17 protein-coding genes and 2 tRNA genes are annotated in these 16591 nt (G+C 32.2%); 12 read left to right on the top strand and 7 right to left on the bottom strand.

The window, feature by feature from the left end; translation table 11 throughout:
* The first annotated feature begins 10 nt into the window (after positions 1 to 10).
* Positions 11 to 448, top strand: a complete 438-nt coding sequence (locus tag ABMY20_RS03700) for a cytochrome c oxidase assembly factor Coa1 family protein (protein ID WP_047790668.1) — start codon at positions 11 to 13, stop codon at positions 446 to 448.
* Here the strand turns inward: ABMY20_RS03700 and bioA are convergent.
* Genes bioA through ABMY20_RS03675 form a run of 5 tightly spaced genes read right to left on the bottom strand, consistent with a single transcriptional unit; the run spans position 434 to position 4947 of the window.
* Entirely contained in the window at positions 434 to 1699 is a 1266-nt protein-coding gene (gene bioA / locus ABMY20_RS03695) for an adenosylmethionine--8-amino-7-oxononanoate transaminase (RefSeq protein WP_349264668.1), read from the bottom strand. The genes ABMY20_RS03700 and bioA overlap by 15 nt on opposite strands.
* Positions 1677 to 2825 carry a hypothetical protein gene (locus ABMY20_RS03690; protein WP_349264667.1) on the bottom strand — a complete coding sequence of 383 codons (1149 nt, stop codon included), beginning with the start codon at positions 2823 to 2825 and terminating at the stop codon, positions 1677 to 1679. The genes bioA and ABMY20_RS03690 overlap by 23 nt, the downstream gene beginning before the upstream one ends.
* On the bottom strand, positions 2826 to 3434 hold the full coding sequence (gene bioD, locus ABMY20_RS03685) for a dethiobiotin synthase (protein WP_047790665.1): 609 nt from the start codon (positions 3432 to 3434) through the stop codon (positions 2826 to 2828). It abuts the gene before it with no gap.
* Positions 3431 to 3811 (bottom strand): DUF2007 domain-containing protein, encoded by a 381-nt coding sequence (locus ABMY20_RS03680; protein ID WP_349264666.1) that lies wholly within the window; start codon positions 3809 to 3811, stop codon positions 3431 to 3433. Before ABMY20_RS03680 ends, bioD begins: the two co-directional genes overlap by 4 nt.
* Positions 3787 to 4947, bottom strand: a complete 1161-nt coding sequence (locus ABMY20_RS03675) for a pyridoxal phosphate-dependent aminotransferase family protein (RefSeq protein WP_349264665.1) — start codon at positions 4945 to 4947, stop codon at positions 3787 to 3789. Before ABMY20_RS03675 ends, ABMY20_RS03680 begins: the two co-directional genes overlap by 25 nt.
* Positions 4948 to 5227: 280 nt before the next feature.
* Here ABMY20_RS03675 and tssD point away from each other — a divergent pair, with 280 nt between their 5' ends.
* The 11 genes from tssD to ABMY20_RS03620 all read left to right on the top strand — a co-directional run bounded on the left by tssD (position 5228) and on the right by ABMY20_RS03620 (position 16199).
* Positions 5228 to 5626 (top strand): type VI secretion system tube protein TssD, encoded by a 399-nt coding sequence (gene tssD, locus ABMY20_RS03670; protein WP_349264664.1) that lies wholly within the window; start codon positions 5228 to 5230, stop codon positions 5624 to 5626.
* 58 nt (positions 5627 to 5684) lie between these two features.
* Positions 5685 to 6182: a hypothetical protein gene (locus ABMY20_RS03665; RefSeq protein WP_349264663.1), complete on the top strand. Its 498-nt coding sequence runs from the start codon at positions 5685 to 5687 to the stop codon at positions 6180 to 6182.
* Between the two features lie 3 nt (positions 6183 to 6185).
* Positions 6186 to 6788 carry a hypothetical protein gene (locus ABMY20_RS03660; protein ID WP_349264662.1) on the top strand — a complete coding sequence of 201 codons (603 nt, stop codon included), beginning with the start codon at positions 6186 to 6188 and terminating at the stop codon, positions 6786 to 6788.
* A 13-nt stretch (positions 6789 to 6801) separates the two neighbouring features.
* Positions 6802 to 8562 (top strand): phage baseplate assembly protein V, encoded by a 1761-nt coding sequence (locus tag ABMY20_RS03655; protein WP_053056793.1) that lies wholly within the window; start codon positions 6802 to 6804, stop codon positions 8560 to 8562.
* Positions 8563 to 8573: 11 nt separating this feature from the next.
* Positions 8574 to 9902 (top strand): hypothetical protein, encoded by a 1329-nt coding sequence (locus ABMY20_RS03650; protein ID WP_349264661.1) that lies wholly within the window; start codon positions 8574 to 8576, stop codon positions 9900 to 9902.
* Between the two features lie 6 nt (positions 9903 to 9908).
* Complete coding sequence (locus ABMY20_RS03645; RefSeq protein ID WP_349264660.1) at positions 9909 to 10496, top strand: hypothetical protein; 588 nt, start codon at positions 9909 to 9911, stop codon at positions 10494 to 10496.
* 21 nt (positions 10497 to 10517) lie between these two features.
* Positions 10518 to 13895, top strand: coding sequence for an RHS repeat-associated core domain-containing protein (locus ABMY20_RS03640; protein ID WP_349264659.1), 3378 nt, complete (start codon positions 10518 to 10520; stop codon positions 13893 to 13895).
* An 11-nt stretch (positions 13896 to 13906) separates the two neighbouring features.
* The gene (locus ABMY20_RS03635; RefSeq protein ID WP_159493460.1) at positions 13907 to 14347 is read left to right on the top strand and encodes an SMI1/KNR4 family protein; all 441 of its coding nucleotides are present in this window, start codon (positions 13907 to 13909) and stop codon (positions 14345 to 14347) included.
* Between the two features lie 101 nt (positions 14348 to 14448).
* Positions 14449 to 15084 (top strand): RHS repeat-associated core domain-containing protein, encoded by a 636-nt coding sequence (locus ABMY20_RS03630; RefSeq protein ID WP_349264658.1) that lies wholly within the window; start codon positions 14449 to 14451, stop codon positions 15082 to 15084.
* A gap of 10 nt (positions 15085 to 15094) precedes the next feature.
* Positions 15095 to 15598, top strand: a complete 504-nt coding sequence (locus ABMY20_RS03625) for an SMI1/KNR4 family protein (protein WP_239178158.1) — start codon at positions 15095 to 15097, stop codon at positions 15596 to 15598.
* Between the two features lie 472 nt (positions 15599 to 16070).
* On the top strand, positions 16071 to 16199 hold the full coding sequence (locus ABMY20_RS03620; protein ID WP_349264767.1) for an RHS repeat-associated core domain-containing protein: 129 nt from the start codon (positions 16071 to 16073) through the stop codon (positions 16197 to 16199).
* A gap of 115 nt (positions 16200 to 16314) precedes the next feature.
* On the opposite strand, the gene ABMY20_RS03615 is transcribed toward ABMY20_RS03620, so the two are convergent.
* Positions 16315 to 16388: transfer RNA gene (locus ABMY20_RS03615), tRNA-Asn, on the bottom strand.
* 60 nt (positions 16389 to 16448) lie between these two features.
* Positions 16449 to 16522, bottom strand: a tRNA-Asn gene (locus ABMY20_RS03610).
* Positions 16523 to 16591 lie beyond the last annotated feature (69 nt).

The following is a 16591-nucleotide window of genomic DNA, read 5'->3' as shown; positions in this document are numbered from 1 at the left end:
TATTGAAGTTATGAGTGAGCAACGTCAAAAAAGTTGGTTTGGAAGAAATTGGTTGTGGTTTATACCATTAACAGGATGTTTAGGGTTTATTTTATTAATTGTTTTAGGTGTAGGTGCAGCATTTTTTGGAGTGTCGAAAATAATGACAAGTTCTACTCCTGTTGAATATGCTATTGAGCAGGCATCTAAAAACGAGTTGGTTATTGAAAACTTGGGACAACCTATTGAAAAATATGGAATTCCATCAGGAAATATTTCTCTTACCAATGACGATGGAAATGTAGATTTTTCTATTCCGATAAGAGGAGATAAAGGAGAAGGAACTCTTATTGTTAGAGGAATTAAGATAGATGGAGAATGGGTTTACGAAGATTTATACGTTCATATTAAAGAAACTCAAGAAGAGATTAATTTATTAGAAAAGGAAAAAGTTCTAGAGACTATCTAGAACTTTTTCAATAGTTGTATATATTTTTTCAAGTTGCTCTTTCGTAATTACGTAAGGTGGTTGAATGTAAATAGTGTTTCCTAACGGACGTAAGAAAACGTCTTCATCCATAAAAGACTTTAAAAGTTGGTCTCGAAGCGTTCCATAACGACCAGCATTGGTGTTTAAATCAATCGCCAAAATGACACCTTTACATCTTGTTGTGTTCACTTTTGGGTGATTTTCTATCTTTTCGGAAAAAGAGATATTAGAGTTTTCAATAAATTGGATGTTGTCCTGAATCTCTTTGGTTTGTAATAACTCAATACTAGCCAATGCAGCACTACAAGCTATTGGATTTGCAGAATAGGTATGGCAGTGGAAAAAACCTTTGGCAATATCATTATCTAAAAAAGCTGTGTAAATTTCTTCAGTACATGAAGTAATTGACATAGGAACCAATCCAGCGGTCAATGCTTTACTTAAGCATATAATGTCTGGTTTGGTAGCAATTTCATCAGAAGCAAAATGATTACCAGTTTTTCCAAAACCAGTCATTACTTCATCAGCAATAGTTAAAATGTTATTTTCTTTGCAAATTGCTAAGATGTTATTTAAATCTTCTGCTTTATGAATTTTCATTCCAGCTGCTCCTTGAACTAAAGGCTCGTATATGAATCCGGCAACATTATGTTCTGAAATAATCTGTTGCAATTTTTGTTCGATAGTTTCATTATTTTCACCGTTTGGCACAGGAATACGTTGAATATCCATTAAAAAATCTTCAAATGGGCCATTGTATACTGATAATCCAGAAACAGACATCGCTCCGAAGGTATCTCCATGAAAACCATCCTCAAAAGCAATAAACGTGTTACGTTTTTCCCCTTTGTTAAAATAGTATTGTAAAGCCATTTTAATTCCCGCTTCTACAGCAGTAGATCCATTATCATTAAAAAAGATTCTATTTTGATTTTCAGGAAGAATTTTAATCAATTCTTCTGATAATTTTACGGCGGGTTCGTGGGTGAAATCACTAAACATTATTTGATCTAATGTTTGCATTTGTTCATATACGCGACTTGTAATGTAATCATTACAATGCCCAAACATACAGGTATACCAAGATGAAATAGCATCAATATATTCGTTACCGTGTTCGTCGGTTAGCATGCATCCTTTGGCTTTTACAATTCCCAAACTGTTTGGATGTGTTTGATGTTGTTTTAGCGGATGCCACAAATGTTTTTTATCGCGTTCTTGTAAGTTCATAGGTTTCGTTCTTTTGAAAAAGAGCTGTCAAATGTACAATAGAAATACATAAAACCACTCCGAAATAGGCAATAAACAGTAGCCACATAATTGAGGTTGAAAACAATTCAGAAAAAAATGCAGGAAAAACTAAAAAAGCTTCTGAAGTGAGTAAGAAAAAGGTGTAAACAATCCAGGTGCTTGTATGGGGTTTTGTTTCCAATTCCATCCAAATAAAAGGCAGGTACATTCCTAAAAATAGTAAATGTAACCAAGCTATGAGCATAAACCTATTCGTTATAACTAAGTTAGAAAAGTAAGGAATACTGCCAAAGCAATTCATAATTCCGATAAATAGTAGTATCCCAAAAAACAATTGGTATGTAAGCTTTTGCTTTGAAAATGATTTCTTTAGTTTTAGGAAAAATAGTGTCAAAATTATTGAGCCAATACCTCCTATAATTTGAATAGCCAGATGATTAAAACTATACTTTAATGAGTGTGTATATAATAGTACAAGAGCACTAATAATTAAGATGGTTTGTTTTTTTGATAGCTCAACAGTTGTTCTTTGAAAAAGAATGGCAAGCATCCAAAGAAAAAAGGAACCAAAATACTGAAAGTGTAAGTAGAAAAAAATAGCTTGTTGATACCAAGGAGAGGCTTGCATTTTCATTGCCATTAAAGGTCCAAGTGCATATGGACCAATGGAAGAAATAAAATGAAAGATAATTCCTGCTTTTATTAATGTTAGGTCTGATTTTTTGCCAACCAACTGTTTCCATAGTCTAATTACTAACCAGTAACTAATCCACAAGTGTAAGGTAGAGAATATAATGGTAATCAATGCATACCCTTGTATAATAAACCCTATTAACAAAATGGCAACACAAACTTGTAAAGCAAGATATAATCGATAGGAGGTTTTATCAACTCCATTCGTAAATCTTGTAAAAAGCAGTACAATTAAAGCATTGAAAACAAAACCCAATAACATAATGTGAGAATGGGAGTGCAATACAAACTTAAACGGAAAGTTAGCAATGCTTCCTGTAAAAGCATAACGCAAAACCAGCCCTATAACTCCTCCTAAAAAACCAAAAATTAAAGGAAAAGACCAAAGATGTTTTGCGGTAACAGGTTTCATTTATAAATTACTTTTAAATAATTCAGCGTATTCTTTAATCACATTCTTATCGAAATAAGGTTCTTCTTCAATCCGTCCAATTACAGGAACATCTGTCATTTTTTTGATAATGTCTTCCGTTGTTTTATGTTCGTTTCCTGAAAAAATCAATGATACTTCAAATCCTTTTTCTTTTAATAAGTTAACTGTTAATAGGGTGTGATTGATACTTCCCAAATAATGACGAGACACAACAACAACTTTATAATCAGGTTTGATAATGTCTAACAAGGTGTTTTTATCATTAAGAGGAACTAACAATCCGCCAGCCCCTTCAATAACTAAATTATTTTTAGTCGAAGGTTCTTTTATGTTGTCAATTTCAATAGTCACTCCATCAATTTCTGCGGATGCGTGTGGACTCATTGGTGTTTGTAGCGCATATGCGTTTGGATGAAAAACAGTGGTTGAGTTAGAAATTAGTTTTTCTACCTTATGAGTATCAGAATGTTCTAGGTCACCTGACTGAATAGGTTTCCAATAATCTGCTTGCAAAGCTTCTGTGACAATAGCAGCAGCAACGGTTTTTCCTACTTCTGTAGAGATTCCTGTGATAAAATATTTTTTCATTTAAAAATTGTTTTACAATCGTTGCAGATGAATTTCGTACTTTCAAAAAAAGGAAAGAGCATAAAAAAGATGTTTTTACGTTGTAAATCGGCAACTAATATTTTTGTAGAATTACATTTTGGACAATGAATGTCGTTTCCTTCTTCATCCTTTACGTAAGTTCTTATTTCGTTATAAACAGTAGCAGCTTTTTCTAAATCATTATTGTGTACCAATAGCTTAACTCCACCAATGGCTTGACTAATTAAAGGATCAGAATCAATTGTTTTTTCATCCATTAACATGGTTCTAATACCTTCTGAATCTAATTTAGCCTTTACAACTTGTGCCTCAGTAGAGTATTCAAACACAGCTAAAATGGTATAATTATCTTGCATTGTATTTTTAAAACAAAAGTAGCAAGGTTCTCTAAAACATTTGTAATTTCTTCTTTAGAATTATAAGCGTGTAAACAAAAACGTAATCGTTCTTGGTTTGTAGGGACGGTTGGGGATAGAATAGGCTTTACTTCAAAACCATGTTGTTGTAATTGCAAAGCCATATTTTTTACATGTTCATTGCCAGAGATAATACAGCAATGAATGGCAGAAGTACTTTGAATGAAGTTTAATCGCAACCTATTGGATTCTGAAATAAAATGTTGAATGTTTTGTTGAAGTTGTGCTTTAGAATCGCTAATAATTAATTCGTCGTAAGCAATTTTTATTGTAGCTAGGGCATGTGGCGGTAAACCAGTAGTGTAAATAAAACTACGAGAAAAATTAATAAGATACTGTTGTAGTTGCTTGCTTCCTAAAATGGCTGCTCCATGACAGCCTAACCCTTTTCCGAAGGTAATAATTCGGGCAAAAACAACATCTTCTAAATGTAATTTTTGAATGAGCCCAAAATCAAATACCCCCAAAGCATGTGCTTCATCTACAACAAAATGTACATTTGTATATTTTTTGATAATTTGTGACATTGCTGTCAAGTCAGGAGAGTCTCCATCCATAGAAAAAACAGATTCGGTAACTACATAAATTTCAGAATCGTTATTCTGAGTAAACCGAAGTATTTTTTCTTCTAAATCTTTTGTGTCATTATGTTTGAACTTAAAAGATTTTGCATTGGATAATTGAATTCCATCTCTTATAGAAGCATGAATAAGTTCATCATATAAAATAATATCACCACGTTGAGGTATCGAAGCAAAAAAACCGATGTTAGCATCGTAACCAGAGTTGAAAACTAAAGCAGTTTCAGAATTATGAAGTTTAGCTAGCTGTTTTTCAACTATTGTATATAGTTTGTGATTTCCAGAAAGTAAGCGAGATCCTGTAGCTCCGTTAACCTTATGATTGTTATCAACTAAAAACCGATGTGTTTTATCAAAGATCATCTCTGATTTAGCAAATCCTAAATAATCATTGGAAGAAAAATCGACAAAAGAATTCTCTTTACCGAGGTTTCTTAAAGCGTTATTTATTTTTCGTTGATTGAGTTTTTTATTAAGTTTATTAGGGAGCTGCATAGTGCAAAAATAGAGGAAAATAATATGTCTTTAAAACTAGTTTTTATATTAAAATTACTAAAAAACAATTATTTTTTTAAATGAAACGTTTGGAAGTTAGTTATTTAGTTTTATATTTGTTACGACACAAGGCAATATTTGTTATCTTCTTTCTTCTTATAGAATGGCGCCAAAAAATAAAAAAAGAGAAGGTTTTATATTGTTTAAAGCTTTCTCTTTTTTTATTGAGAAAGCTCTAAAAGTGTTTTAAATTAATTATTCAACCCAAAAAAAAGAAACTATGGGATCATTTAGAGCAAGTTTCGAATTCGCAGGAAAAGAATTCGACGTATTACAAGCTGAGTACAGCTTAAACAGAAACACAGACACAAAAGGTAAACCATCTTCAAGTGTAAACGGAGGAAGAGTTACTTTAACTATTGAATCTACATCAGATACTTCTGTTATCGAGGCAATGGTAAATAGCCAGTTTAAGTCTGTAGATGGAAAAATTGTTTTCAAGAAAACAGAAGAAGATTCAAAAATGAAAGAAGTGGAGTTTAAAAACGCTTATATCGTTTATTTCAAAGAAGATTTAGATGTAAACAACAAAATTCCAATGAAATTAACAGTTACTTTCTCAGCTGAAGAATTATTAATTGGTAACGCTAACTTAGACAATCGTTGGCCAGTAGCTTAATATAAAACAATGCCTAAGTTTTAAACTTAGGCATTGCCTTTTTTAATACCTAAGCTATATGAAAAAGGTTGAGATAGTTGTTACAAATGAAAAAGAAGGATTAGCTAGAATCACTAGTTATCCTTATCGTCCTGATAAAAAAAGATATGAGGTTCCTTTATATAAAGTGTATGTAAAAAATCTTGAAACTCAAAAAACACATGAATTTAAAGCTATTAGGTTTGGTGTAAAACGTACAAAACTTAAAGCAGCGCATGTTGTAGGTCTTCAAGATAATCAAGAATATACACTGCAGTGGAGTTATATAACTACAATGCGAGAAATGGCTTGGAGAGTTTATTCAGGCTTTTTTATACATAGAGGTCCTGCTAACCCTTTAGCGGGTTTTGGTTCAATAGGTTGTATTGAAATATGTGGAGTTGGAGAATGGGAAAGATTCAATACTTTAATTAAGCAAATTACAAAGTGTAGTAGTGAAGAAGAAGTTAGTTTGAATAAATTGGCAAAAGTTATTTATAAAAAAGCTACTAGACCGATACTAAAACTAATACCTTAATAAATGATTTTTTCAAAATCATATAGTTACATATATATCTTATTGTTTTTCTTGTTTGCATGTAAAAGTACATCATCGTTAGGGCAAAAGAAAGACAACAAGTATTATACAGTGTTTTCTGAATTGAAAGAAGACAATAGCTATCTTAATGAATTGTTTAAGGAGCTAAAAGATGATTTTAATCTTTGTGAGGTTACTGAATCTCAAAAAAAGATTTATAAAAAATATCCTAAAGTTTTTTTAGAAGAATTAGCACGAAGTTTTGAAAACACGTCTTTTTTAAAAGTTAAAAGTTTAAAAACGCTTTCTGTTTTATCGTTAAAGGAAAAACAAGAATACAATGATTTGTGTATAAGTATTGAAGAATGGGATTTTGATAAAATTAGCGATGCACACACAGTTTTTAATAATCTAAAAAAGTACAGAGAAAAAGAAATAAAATTCAATACAATAAATTGGATATGGGTAACTTATGATAATCGTATTTATAGGGTTAGTTCAGATAATCATAGTGTTACTAATGAGGAGATGGTTAGAGTAAAAAAAAGTTTAACGTCTTTATTAAAAAAGAAAGGTAATGTTAAAGATTTTGCCTTTTACGAATAAAAAAAAATAAATTATGAAAAAATTTGATACTAAAATTAGTATAGACGGGCAGTTTATTGATTATTATGAATCAATAAGCTTGGCGCAACAAATATATAATCATCACTTTTTCTGTGTTGAATTAGATTATCAAGTTATTGAAAAGTTAGGAACACATACAATAGATGCTTCTAAAAAATGGCTAGGAAAAGATATGATGATTGTTTTTGAAGATTATAGCTTTTCAGGAGTAATAACTAATATAGAGTTAGTACATAATAACGGGTTTGAGAGTAGGTTGCATGTATCAGGCTATTCAAAAACCATTTTGTTAGAGGCAGGTAAACACTTGCAGTCTTGGTTAAAAAAAGAGTTATCTACCATAATAAAAGATGTAACAGAGCAAGCTAGTGTTAAAGCTGAGGTAACCCCAGTTTTTAAAGAAGAGATAGAATATGAATGTCAGTATAACGAAAGTCATTATACACTAATTAAACGTTTAGCAAAACAATATAATGAATGGTTATATTACGATGGTCAAAAACTATTATTTGGCAAGCCTTCTTCTCAAAAAGCAGCTATAGAGCTTATTTATGGAAAAGATTTACCTTCTTTACATATAGGTATTGAAACAAAACCAAATAATTTTAGTGCATTTTCCTATAACAGTTTATTAGATGAAAAACATTCAGAAAAAGTAAAAGGAAATGTAAAAGGTCTTAACGAATTAGGAGCTCATTCATTTAAAGCGTCTAAAGACGTGTTTAAATTAGCGTCTAATCAACATTTAAATGGTGTTTTTAACGACAAATCTAAAATAGAAAAAGCGATAGAAGCTTTACGATCTTCAAAAATGGCAAATAGTCATGTAATTAAAGGTAAATCAAACAAACAAAGTTTAACTGTAGGATCTATAATTAAAGTTTTAGCAACAGGGTTTAAAGATGGAGAGGGAGCAAAAGAGCAGAAGCCTTATGGAGAGTATATTATAACTGAAATAGAGCATGAAGCCTTTAAAGATGGATATGAAAATAGCTTTACCGCAATAGCTTCTAGTGTAGAAGTTTTACCTACCAATTTTGAAGTTAATTTTCCAATTGCTGAACCACAGCTAGCTACAGTCGTATCCAACAAAGATCCAGAAAACAAAGGAAGAGTTCAAGTAAAATTCCAGTGGCAAGTAGATAATATGAAATCTAGTTGGATACCAGTACTAACTCCCGATGGTGGTAAAAGTGATCAAGTGAATGTTAATAGAGGATTTGTTTTTGTTCCAGAAGAAGGAGATCAAGTAATGATAGGGTTTAGGTATAATACTCCTAATCGTCCATTTGTAATGGGAAGTTTTTTTAATGGAAAAACAGGAGCAGGAGGAAGTGATAACAATAAAATAAAAAGCATTACAACTCGTAGTGGAAGTACCATAACGTTTGATGATGATGAAGGAAAAGGAAAAATAACAGTTAGTGATCCAAGTGGAAGCACGGTTACATTGAATGGAGATGAAACCATTAGCATTAGTGCACCTAAAAGTATAACGCTAAGTTCAGAAGAAATTAAAATAGAAGCTAGTAAATCTGTAACTATAGATGGTAAAGACGAAGTTTCTGTAAACTCTAAGAAAATAGTACAAGAGGGAAGTGATTTAGTAGAAATAAAAACAAAATCGAACCTTAAAATAGAATCTAAAACACAAGAAACTAAGTCGAGTAAATATAGTGTTGAAGGGAAAAGTGTAGATATTCAAGGAATGAATACTAGTGTAAAAGGAAATGTTAAGCTAAGCTTAAACTAAATTAATTAGCTATGCAGGAGAATAATGCTATAACACATAGAATTACACAACTACAAACAAAATGGTTTAGAAAAGTAAAAGAAGATACAAAACTGGTAAGATGGCTGATTGAAGAAAATGAGTATAGAATGCTAGAAGCTTTTGTGTTGTTAGAATCGGGAGAACATGGAGTTTTGTCAGAATTCTTTTTCCCGTTTACAATACCTTTTTTCGATAACAGAGAGGAATCTTTTGCTTTAAACCTAAAAAATGCTTGGATTGACACATGGAATAATAAACAGTATAGGGATGAAGTTCCTAAAAAACTTTTACCACAATGGCAAAGTCAGCCTTATGAGAATACAGCTGTAAAGAATAGAGAACAAGAGTTCTTGGAGTGTATGAGTTCTTTTGCACAAGCTATTTCTAATAATGCTAGGTTGGTGCTAGTTTTATTACCTCAAAATTTAAAACAATTAGGAAAACAATGGGGAAATTGGGTGTTGTCTTTAACTGAAAAGCTTCCAGATAATTTACAAATAATGGTTGTAGATTATAAAGATAGTAAAGCTTTTAGGTATATACCAAACGAGGTAAAAGAAGTAAGTATAGAAGCCAATTTAAAGATGTTTCAGGCTATGAAAGAAATAGTAGCTTCTTCTGGAGATGCTCATGAACCAGGAATAGCTATAAATACCTGTCTTTTAAACATATTTGAAGAGCTTCAAAAAGAAAACATACGTGGAGTTGAATTGTGGGGGAATAAAGGTATTGAAGTAGCTAAAGAAGCAGCCAGTAAAAGTTTAGAGGCAACGGTGCTTATTACTTATGGTAGTGCATACTTTCAGCTTAAAAAGTACGATAAAGCATTGGTTAAATTTAAAAACGCTTTAACAGCTTGCTATGATGGAATTGCTCAAGACGATACAGTTTGTGAGAGTTTATTAATTCAGGGATACAATTTTACAGCAGCCACTTACCATGTAAAAAGAAATAAAAGTGAAGCTATTGAATACTATTTAAAAACAGCAGAAACAGCTAAAAGCTATCAAGTATATCCAACTTATATAGAATCAATCAGGTTAGCTTCCGAATTATCAGTAAAACAATTTAACAGTAAAGAAGCCTACAAGTTACTTAACAACTGTTTTGAAACGGTAAAAGAGTTGGATAAAACAATGTTACGTTACACAACTTTTTTTTTAGTGTGCGAAAAACTGTATGATAAATACCATGCAAACAATGAGAAAGATGCAGCAATAACAGTTGAAAATTTGGCAAAGAGTATTTGGGGAGAACATTGGAAAAAACCTAAGCCAGAAGAAATGATACAACCAGTTAGTATGATAACAAATACCTAAAAAAATATGCAGCCAGCATCAAAACATACAAATATAGCAATGGGTATAGATATTCATTTTGTAACTATACCACCATCACCAGCACCAATTCCTATGCCACACCCTTTTATAGGAATGATTTTCGACCCAATGGATTATATTCCTGTTATAGGAACCAATGTGTATGTAAACAATCAAAAACGAGCAAATGCAGGTACCATGGCTACTTTAGGAACCATAAAACACTTTCCTTTAGGAGCCGGATTTTATCCTGCTACTATGCCGTTAATAGACCATGAAGGATTGCACTTTTTTGGTAGTAAAACAGTAGAAGTAGATAGCTCTTATTTTAGTGTTGCAAGTTATAATATGATGACTTGTAGTTGTATAGGAATTCCTTTAGGATCGCCAAATATGTACACACCTACCACTACCACAATACCTATTCCAGCAGGACCTCCTGTTATTGTAGGTGGACCTCAAGTACCCGATTTAATGGGAGTTGTTATGAAACTCGCTATGCTAGGAGGCCTAAAGTTTTTAATGAAATTTGGAGGTAAAACCTTTAAAAAACTTGCTAAAAAATTAAAGAAAGGTTGTAATTGCCCATCATAAAACCTAAAAAAGAAAAAAGCTATGTTACACATCCCAACCGGACAGTTAAACATCCAAAATACCGATTTTGAATTGCCAGGAATTATTCCGTTTGAATGGAAACGAAATAACCAATCTTGGGTAACCTATAATAAAAGTGATTTAGGTACTATTTGGACACATAATTTTGACCAATATTTAGAGTTAGTTGTTCACGAACAATATATTAACTGGAAAAAAAACAATGGAAGCATTGTATCCATACCTTATGTAGAAGACGGAGAAGAAAACGTATTTAAAGACGAAAAAATTAGTTATCAACGTAAAGGAAATCAAATTATTCTAGAAAATTACGAAGAAGACTTATGGTATGTATTTACCAAAGATAATTTTTTAGGAAACAACCATTATAAGCTAACGAATGTTCAAAAATATCAATTTAGTATTGATTTGAATTATACAAACGGAATGTTAGCGCTTATTACCGATACCGCCAATCGTGAAATTACCTTTTTACGTAACGAAAATAATCTTATAGTACAGGTGCAAGTGCTGGCAGAAGGAAAAATGCATACGTTGGTGAGCTATGAATACGATGAAGAAAATAGATTAACTTCGGTAACAAATAGTGAAGGTATTACAGAGCAATACGAATACAATAACAACTTTTTAACGAAAAAAATAGATGGTAATGGAAGCGTATTTTATTGGCAATATGAAAATAAAACAGACGAACCAAAATGTATCAAACGAGGATTCACCGATGGTACAAGTGTAGAGAAGTTTACATACGAAAAGGGCATTACTAAAATAACAGATGGAAAAGGAAACACGACTACGTATTATATTAATGACGAAAAAATAGTACAAGTACAAAACCCCTTAGGGCACAGCGAATATTGGGAATATGATTTAAACGATAACCTAATTTGTTATACAGATGCTCTTGGGCAAAACACCTATTACGGTTACGATGTATACGGAAACCAAACTCATATTCGGTTGCCAAACGGAGCAGAACTCTTATATACTTATGAAAACAATAAACTAACAAGCGTAACCAATGCTATGGGAGCTGTTATGTTGTTAGAATATAACGAAATTGGGCAACTTGTAACACAAATAGGATATACTAACGATATAACACGTTACGAATACAAAAACAATTTACTAACCACGGTTATTAACCCCAATGGTTTACGAACCTATATCTCATATACTAAAAACTATCAATTAAATACCATAACCGATCATAATAAAGTAGTAACCGAGTGGAAATATGATGAGTTAGGTAGAGTACTAACGATAAAAAACAGCGAAAATATAGCAGAAAATTATCGATACGATAGTTTAGGGCGCGTAACAAGCATTGTTACTATGGAAGCCAACCGTATTAACTTAAAATATGATGCCCTAGGTAATTTAATACAACTAAAAGACGCTCAACATAATATAAATTTTAAATACAATTCTGCAGGCAAACTCTTAAGTCGCAAACAAAACAATACAGAAATACTTTTTAAATACGACAGAGCCGATAACTTAAAAGCCATAGTTAACGAAGAAAAAAACGTATATAGCTTTAAGCGCAATGCAGCAGGACACATTGTTAAAGAAATAGGGTTTGATGGAAAAACTCAACGTTATTTAACAAATCCAGTAGGAAATGTAGTTGAAAAAATAGACCCTTTAGGAGTAAGTACCAAAATAACATACGATCGTTTAGGAAAAGTAAGCGAAGTAGTTTACCCAAGCGGAGATAAAGAAACTTATCAATACGATAAAAACGGACTTTTAGTTCAGGCTATAAATAAAAACGCTACTGTTGTTTTTAAACGAGATGAAACAGGAAATATAATAACCGAAACCCAAAACGGTATTGAGGTAAAAAGCACCTATAACGCCATGGGTTATCGTACCCATTTAGAAAGTAGTTTAGGAGCAAACATAGTTATTACTCGTAATAAAGACAACTCAATAGCCAATACATTAGCCAAAACAGAAGAAGCGAGTTGGCAAGCACAATATACCTATGATGCTTTAGGTTTAGAAATAGAACGTAACTTACCAGGAGGAGTAACCAATACTTGGCAAAGAAGACCCGACGGAAAACCTGAAGTACATGCGGTTTCAGTAAATGAAAAACAAACCACACATAGGCGCTATAGTTGGGATATAAACGACAAGCTTACCCGAATTTTTGATAATATAGCAAACAAAGGAGTTGCTTTTAGTTATGACGCTTTTAATAACTTAGCCAAAGCAGGGTATTCAGATGGTAGTTTTGACTATAAACTACCCGATGCAGTAGGTAATTTATACCAAACCGAAGCCCAAAACGAACGAACCTATGGTAAAGCAGGTCAGTTACTATCATGCCCAGATTTTGAATATAACTATGATGCTAATGGTAATTTAGTAGAAAAAAGAGCTAAAAAAAGTGTTGAGGTTTGGCGTTATACATGGGAAGAAAACGGAATGCTCTCTCAGGTAATAAAACCTAATAAAGATGTTATTTCATTTACGTACGATGCTTTAGGCAGGCGTATAAGTAAACAATACAACGACCAAAAAATAACCTATTGGGTGTACGATAAAAATGTGCCTTTACACGAATGGAGTCTGTCAGATAAGGAAGATTTAGTTACTTGGATTTTTGAAGAAGACAGCTTTGTGCCACAAGCAAAAATACAAAACAATGAGACTTATTCCATTATTACCGATCATTTAGGTACACCTATACAAGCATATCATAGTAGTGGTAAAAAAGTATGGGAATGTGAGTTGGATATATACGGAAAAGCTCGTAGTTTTACGGGAGAAAAAACGTTCATTCCTTTTCGTTACCAAGGGCAGTATGAAGATGAGGAAACAGGACTGTATTACAATAGGTTTAGGTATTATTCACCTGAAACAGGAACTTATATGTCTCAAGACCCTATTGGGTTAAGGGGTGATAACCCAGGAATGTATGGTTATGTAAATGATAATAACTCTCAAATAGATGTGTATGGTCTTTCGACACATCCTTTAAGTTTTGTTAATTTCACTGATAGTGCGGGTACTTCTTTACAAGTTAATGGGTATACAGATTTAAGTCATCTTGGCGATTCACAACTAAGGTCTTTATACTATGCGAACACAAATTCTGGTTGGGGGCTTTCTCCTAAAGATGCTCAAGGCAATACGATAGTTTTACATCATTATAAACAGAATCCTGAAGGTCCTATTGTTGCGATGCCAGCGAAACATCATGATAAACCACATACCAATCCTGGTCAACATCCTTTCGGTAAAAGGAAAGGTGGTGGTTTAACTGTTGATGAAAGAAAAGCGTTTGATAATTGGAGAAAAGAATATCATGCTCATTTAGCTAAAAAAGAGCTTGATAAGAGAAAAATTAAAGTTGACTGTAAATAAGTTTAAGTGTAATGAATATTGATTTAGTTAATAGAATATCAAATTTTTTATCTAAAATAGAAAATAATGATTTTGCTGGGAAACCAGTGGACGAAGTAACAATTAATGAAGCAGAAAAAATATTGAATGTTTCATTTGATAAAGATTACAAAGAGTTTTTGACTTTGTTTGGCGGAAGTTTTGTGGGGGTTCCTATATATGGGTTTAATAATTGTGAAATGTTATCTAATGAAACAGTCATTGATTTAACAAATGATTTTAGAGAAAGTTATTCAGTAGATAATCGTTTCCAAGTTATACAAGATTCATATGTTATTACTATAGATGGTAGTGGAAATCCAGTAATTATAAACAAAAATGGGGAAATAATTATATATTATCATGGTTCTGATGATGAAGAAGTAATTGCTACATCATTTGAAGAACTAATAGAAAATAACTTTTTTGAATAAGTAAAAGGTCGTTCTTAATTACATAAATTTTTTTTACCAATCATTTAGGTACACCTATACAAGTATATCATAGTAGTGGTAAAAAAGTATGGGAATGTGAGTTGGATATATACGGAAAAGCTCGTAGTTTTACGGGAGAAAAAACGTTCATTCCTTTTCGTTACCAAGGGCAGTATGAAGATGCTGAAACGGGGTTGTATTACAATAGGTTTAGATACTACTCTCCAGAGTCAGGAACTTACATAAGTAAAGATCCCATTGGGTTACTTTCTGGAGAGTCTAATTTTTATGCGTATGTTCACGATAGCAATACGTGGATAGACTCACTCGGGTTGGCAGGGAATTTGTATGATATAGTTAATTATGGAAATAAAAGTCCAGGACTTTTTAATCATCATAATATTATGGATGCTTGGGCTAAGCATAATATTCCAGGCTATGTAAGTAGACAATCTTCTCAACCTACAATTCAATTAACAAAGGATTTACATGATGCTGCACATAGGGCTGAAAGACAATGGATGAAGGATAACTTTGGAAAAGTAAGAGGTAATTGGAAAAATATTTCAGCTAAACAAATGCAAGAACTTTCAGAAACTATGTTTGATGCAGCCAAAGTACCAAAATCAGTAAGAAGAGAATTCTATAAAGAATTTCATAAGTATATTTATACAAATAAAAATATTACTGAAGCTGTAAAAGACAATTTAGCTAAAGCAATTAAGAGTTGTACATAATCAAACTATTATGAGTATAGTCAATATTTTAGAATTGATTGAGAGAGATTCAAACTGTGAATTGATTCGCGTTAATCGAAAAGAATTGGATAAGGAGATTCTACTGCCTGAAGACTTAAAGTATTTTTATCAAAATTACGATGGGATAGACTTCTATAAGAATGAATCATTTGGAATAAAAATAGTGTCTTATCAGGAATTTAAAGTTACAAACACTGTATTATTTCCAGAAGATGATATAATTTGGGAAGAATTGGAAGGTGATATAAGTAATAATTGGTATCTAATAGCATCGTCAGAAGGATTAGGGCAGTATATTAGTATTGATTTGTCTCAGGGTGAAAAAAAAGGTTATTGTTATGATAGTTTTATTGAAACTCATTCACATCCTGAAGACAGTATGATTATAGCTAAAAGTTTTACAGAGTTATTAGAAAGAATATATGAGTCAAAAGGAAAAGAATGGTATTGGACTCTACAAAGTTTTTCTAATTATGGTGATGCTTATGATTAGAATCGGTAGTGTCCTAAATTGGCACTTTTCATTTTTTAATAAAAAACATTCAAAAAATCAAAACCACAGTTTTAAGCTGTGGTTTTTTATTGCGCAAATGCTTGTTTAGTTTTAAAGTTTTGTATGTGGGTATCAATAAGGTTAAATAAGATACTTTTAGTGCTATTATCTAATTTTTCTATATCGTTAATGCGTTGCAAAACAGCTTTGTTATAGTTAGATATCTCCCGCTAGCGCGAGCGTCACGCTCATGCCGTGTATGAGTAAGCGGCAAAGAGTCAGGAAAATATAAAGCACAGCAGCGATGCTGTGGTTTTTTCGCATCATGCTGTCCGCTTCGCTTATAAAATTTCAAAAAAACTTATAGGCACACCTATACAAGCATATCGTAGTAGTGGTAAAAAAGTATGGGAATGTGAGTTGGATATATACGGAAAAGCTCGTAGTTTTAAGGTAGAAAAAACGTTCTTTTATCCTATTTCGTTACCAAGGGCAGTATGAAGATGAAGAAACGGGATTATATTACAATAGGTTTAGGTGTTATTTATCTGATACTATAGTATTCTTAGATTGTATTACAATGTCGTGTATTTTGAGGTGAAAAAAACATTTATAGAGAAGAAAGATGTAAAAAAGATGTAATAAATAGAGTGGTTTTGATAGAAAATCATTAAAACAAAAAAATCAATCTAAAAAAGATTGATTTTTTTGTTTTGCTCCCCCTCTTGGGCTCGAACCAAGGACCCTCTGATTAACAGTCAGATGCTCTAACCAACTGAGCTAAGGAGGAATGTTCATGTAGAACAATATATATGTACTGTAGAAATTATCGGCTTCTACCTTGCCTTTGCTCCCCCTCTTGGGCTCGAACCAAGGACCCTCTGATTAACAGTCAGATGCTCTAACCAACTGAGCTAAGGAGGAATTTAAAACATACTTGTCTTAAAATGCGAGTGCAAATTTAAGGGGATTTTTTATATCTGCAAATTATTT

The organism is Tenacibaculum sp. SSH1-16 (genome assembly GCF_040104435.1).
Classification (GTDB): Bacteria; Bacteroidota; Bacteroidia; order Flavobacteriales; family Flavobacteriaceae; genus Polaribacter; species Polaribacter mesophilus.
The sequence above is the reverse complement of the archived record's forward strand: the minus strand, read 5'-3'. Positions and strand labels throughout refer to the sequence as shown.

Bases quoted from the DNA above. Each gene is read 5' to 3' on its own strand.
- bioD (WP_047790665.1), bottom strand. From the start codon at position 3,434: ATGAAAAAATATTTTATCACAGGAATCTCTACAGAAGTAGGAAAAACC.
- ABMY20_RS03655 (WP_053056793.1), top strand. From the start codon at position 6,802: ATGAAAAAATTTGATACTAAAATTAGTATAGACGGGCAGTTTATTGAT.
- ABMY20_RS03675 (WP_349264665.1), bottom strand. From the start codon at position 4,947: ATGCAGCTCCCTAATAAACTTAATAAAAAACTCAATCAACGAAAAATA.
- ABMY20_RS03640 (WP_349264659.1), top strand. From the start codon at position 10,518: ATGTTACACATCCCAACCGGACAGTTAAACATCCAAAATACCGATTTT.
- ABMY20_RS03700 (WP_047790668.1), top strand. From the start codon at position 11: ATGAGTGAGCAACGTCAAAAAAGTTGGTTTGGAAGAAATTGGTTGTGG.
- ABMY20_RS03665 (WP_349264663.1), top strand. From the start codon at position 5,685: ATGAAAAAGGTTGAGATAGTTGTTACAAATGAAAAAGAAGGATTAGCT.
- ABMY20_RS03690 (WP_349264667.1), bottom strand. From the start codon at position 2,825: ATGAAACCTGTTACCGCAAAACATCTTTGGTCTTTTCCTTTAATTTTT.
- tssD (WP_349264664.1), top strand. From the start codon at position 5,228: ATGGGATCATTTAGAGCAAGTTTCGAATTCGCAGGAAAAGAATTCGAC.
- bioA (WP_349264668.1), bottom strand. From the start codon at position 1,699: ATGAACTTACAAGAACGCGATAAAAAACATTTGTGGCATCCGCTAAAA.
- ABMY20_RS03645 (WP_349264660.1), top strand. From the start codon at position 9,909: ATGCAGCCAGCATCAAAACATACAAATATAGCAATGGGTATAGATATT.
- ABMY20_RS03660 (WP_349264662.1), top strand. From the start codon at position 6,186: ATGATTTTTTCAAAATCATATAGTTACATATATATCTTATTGTTTTTC.
- ABMY20_RS03680 (WP_349264666.1), bottom strand. From the start codon at position 3,811: ATGCAAGATAATTATACCATTTTAGCTGTGTTTGAATACTCTACTGAG.
- ABMY20_RS03635 (WP_159493460.1), top strand. From the start codon at position 13,907: ATGAATATTGATTTAGTTAATAGAATATCAAATTTTTTATCTAAAATA.
- ABMY20_RS03650 (WP_349264661.1), top strand. From the start codon at position 8,574: ATGCAGGAGAATAATGCTATAACACATAGAATTACACAACTACAAACA.
- ABMY20_RS03625 (WP_239178158.1), top strand. From the start codon at position 15,095: ATGAGTATAGTCAATATTTTAGAATTGATTGAGAGAGATTCAAACTGT.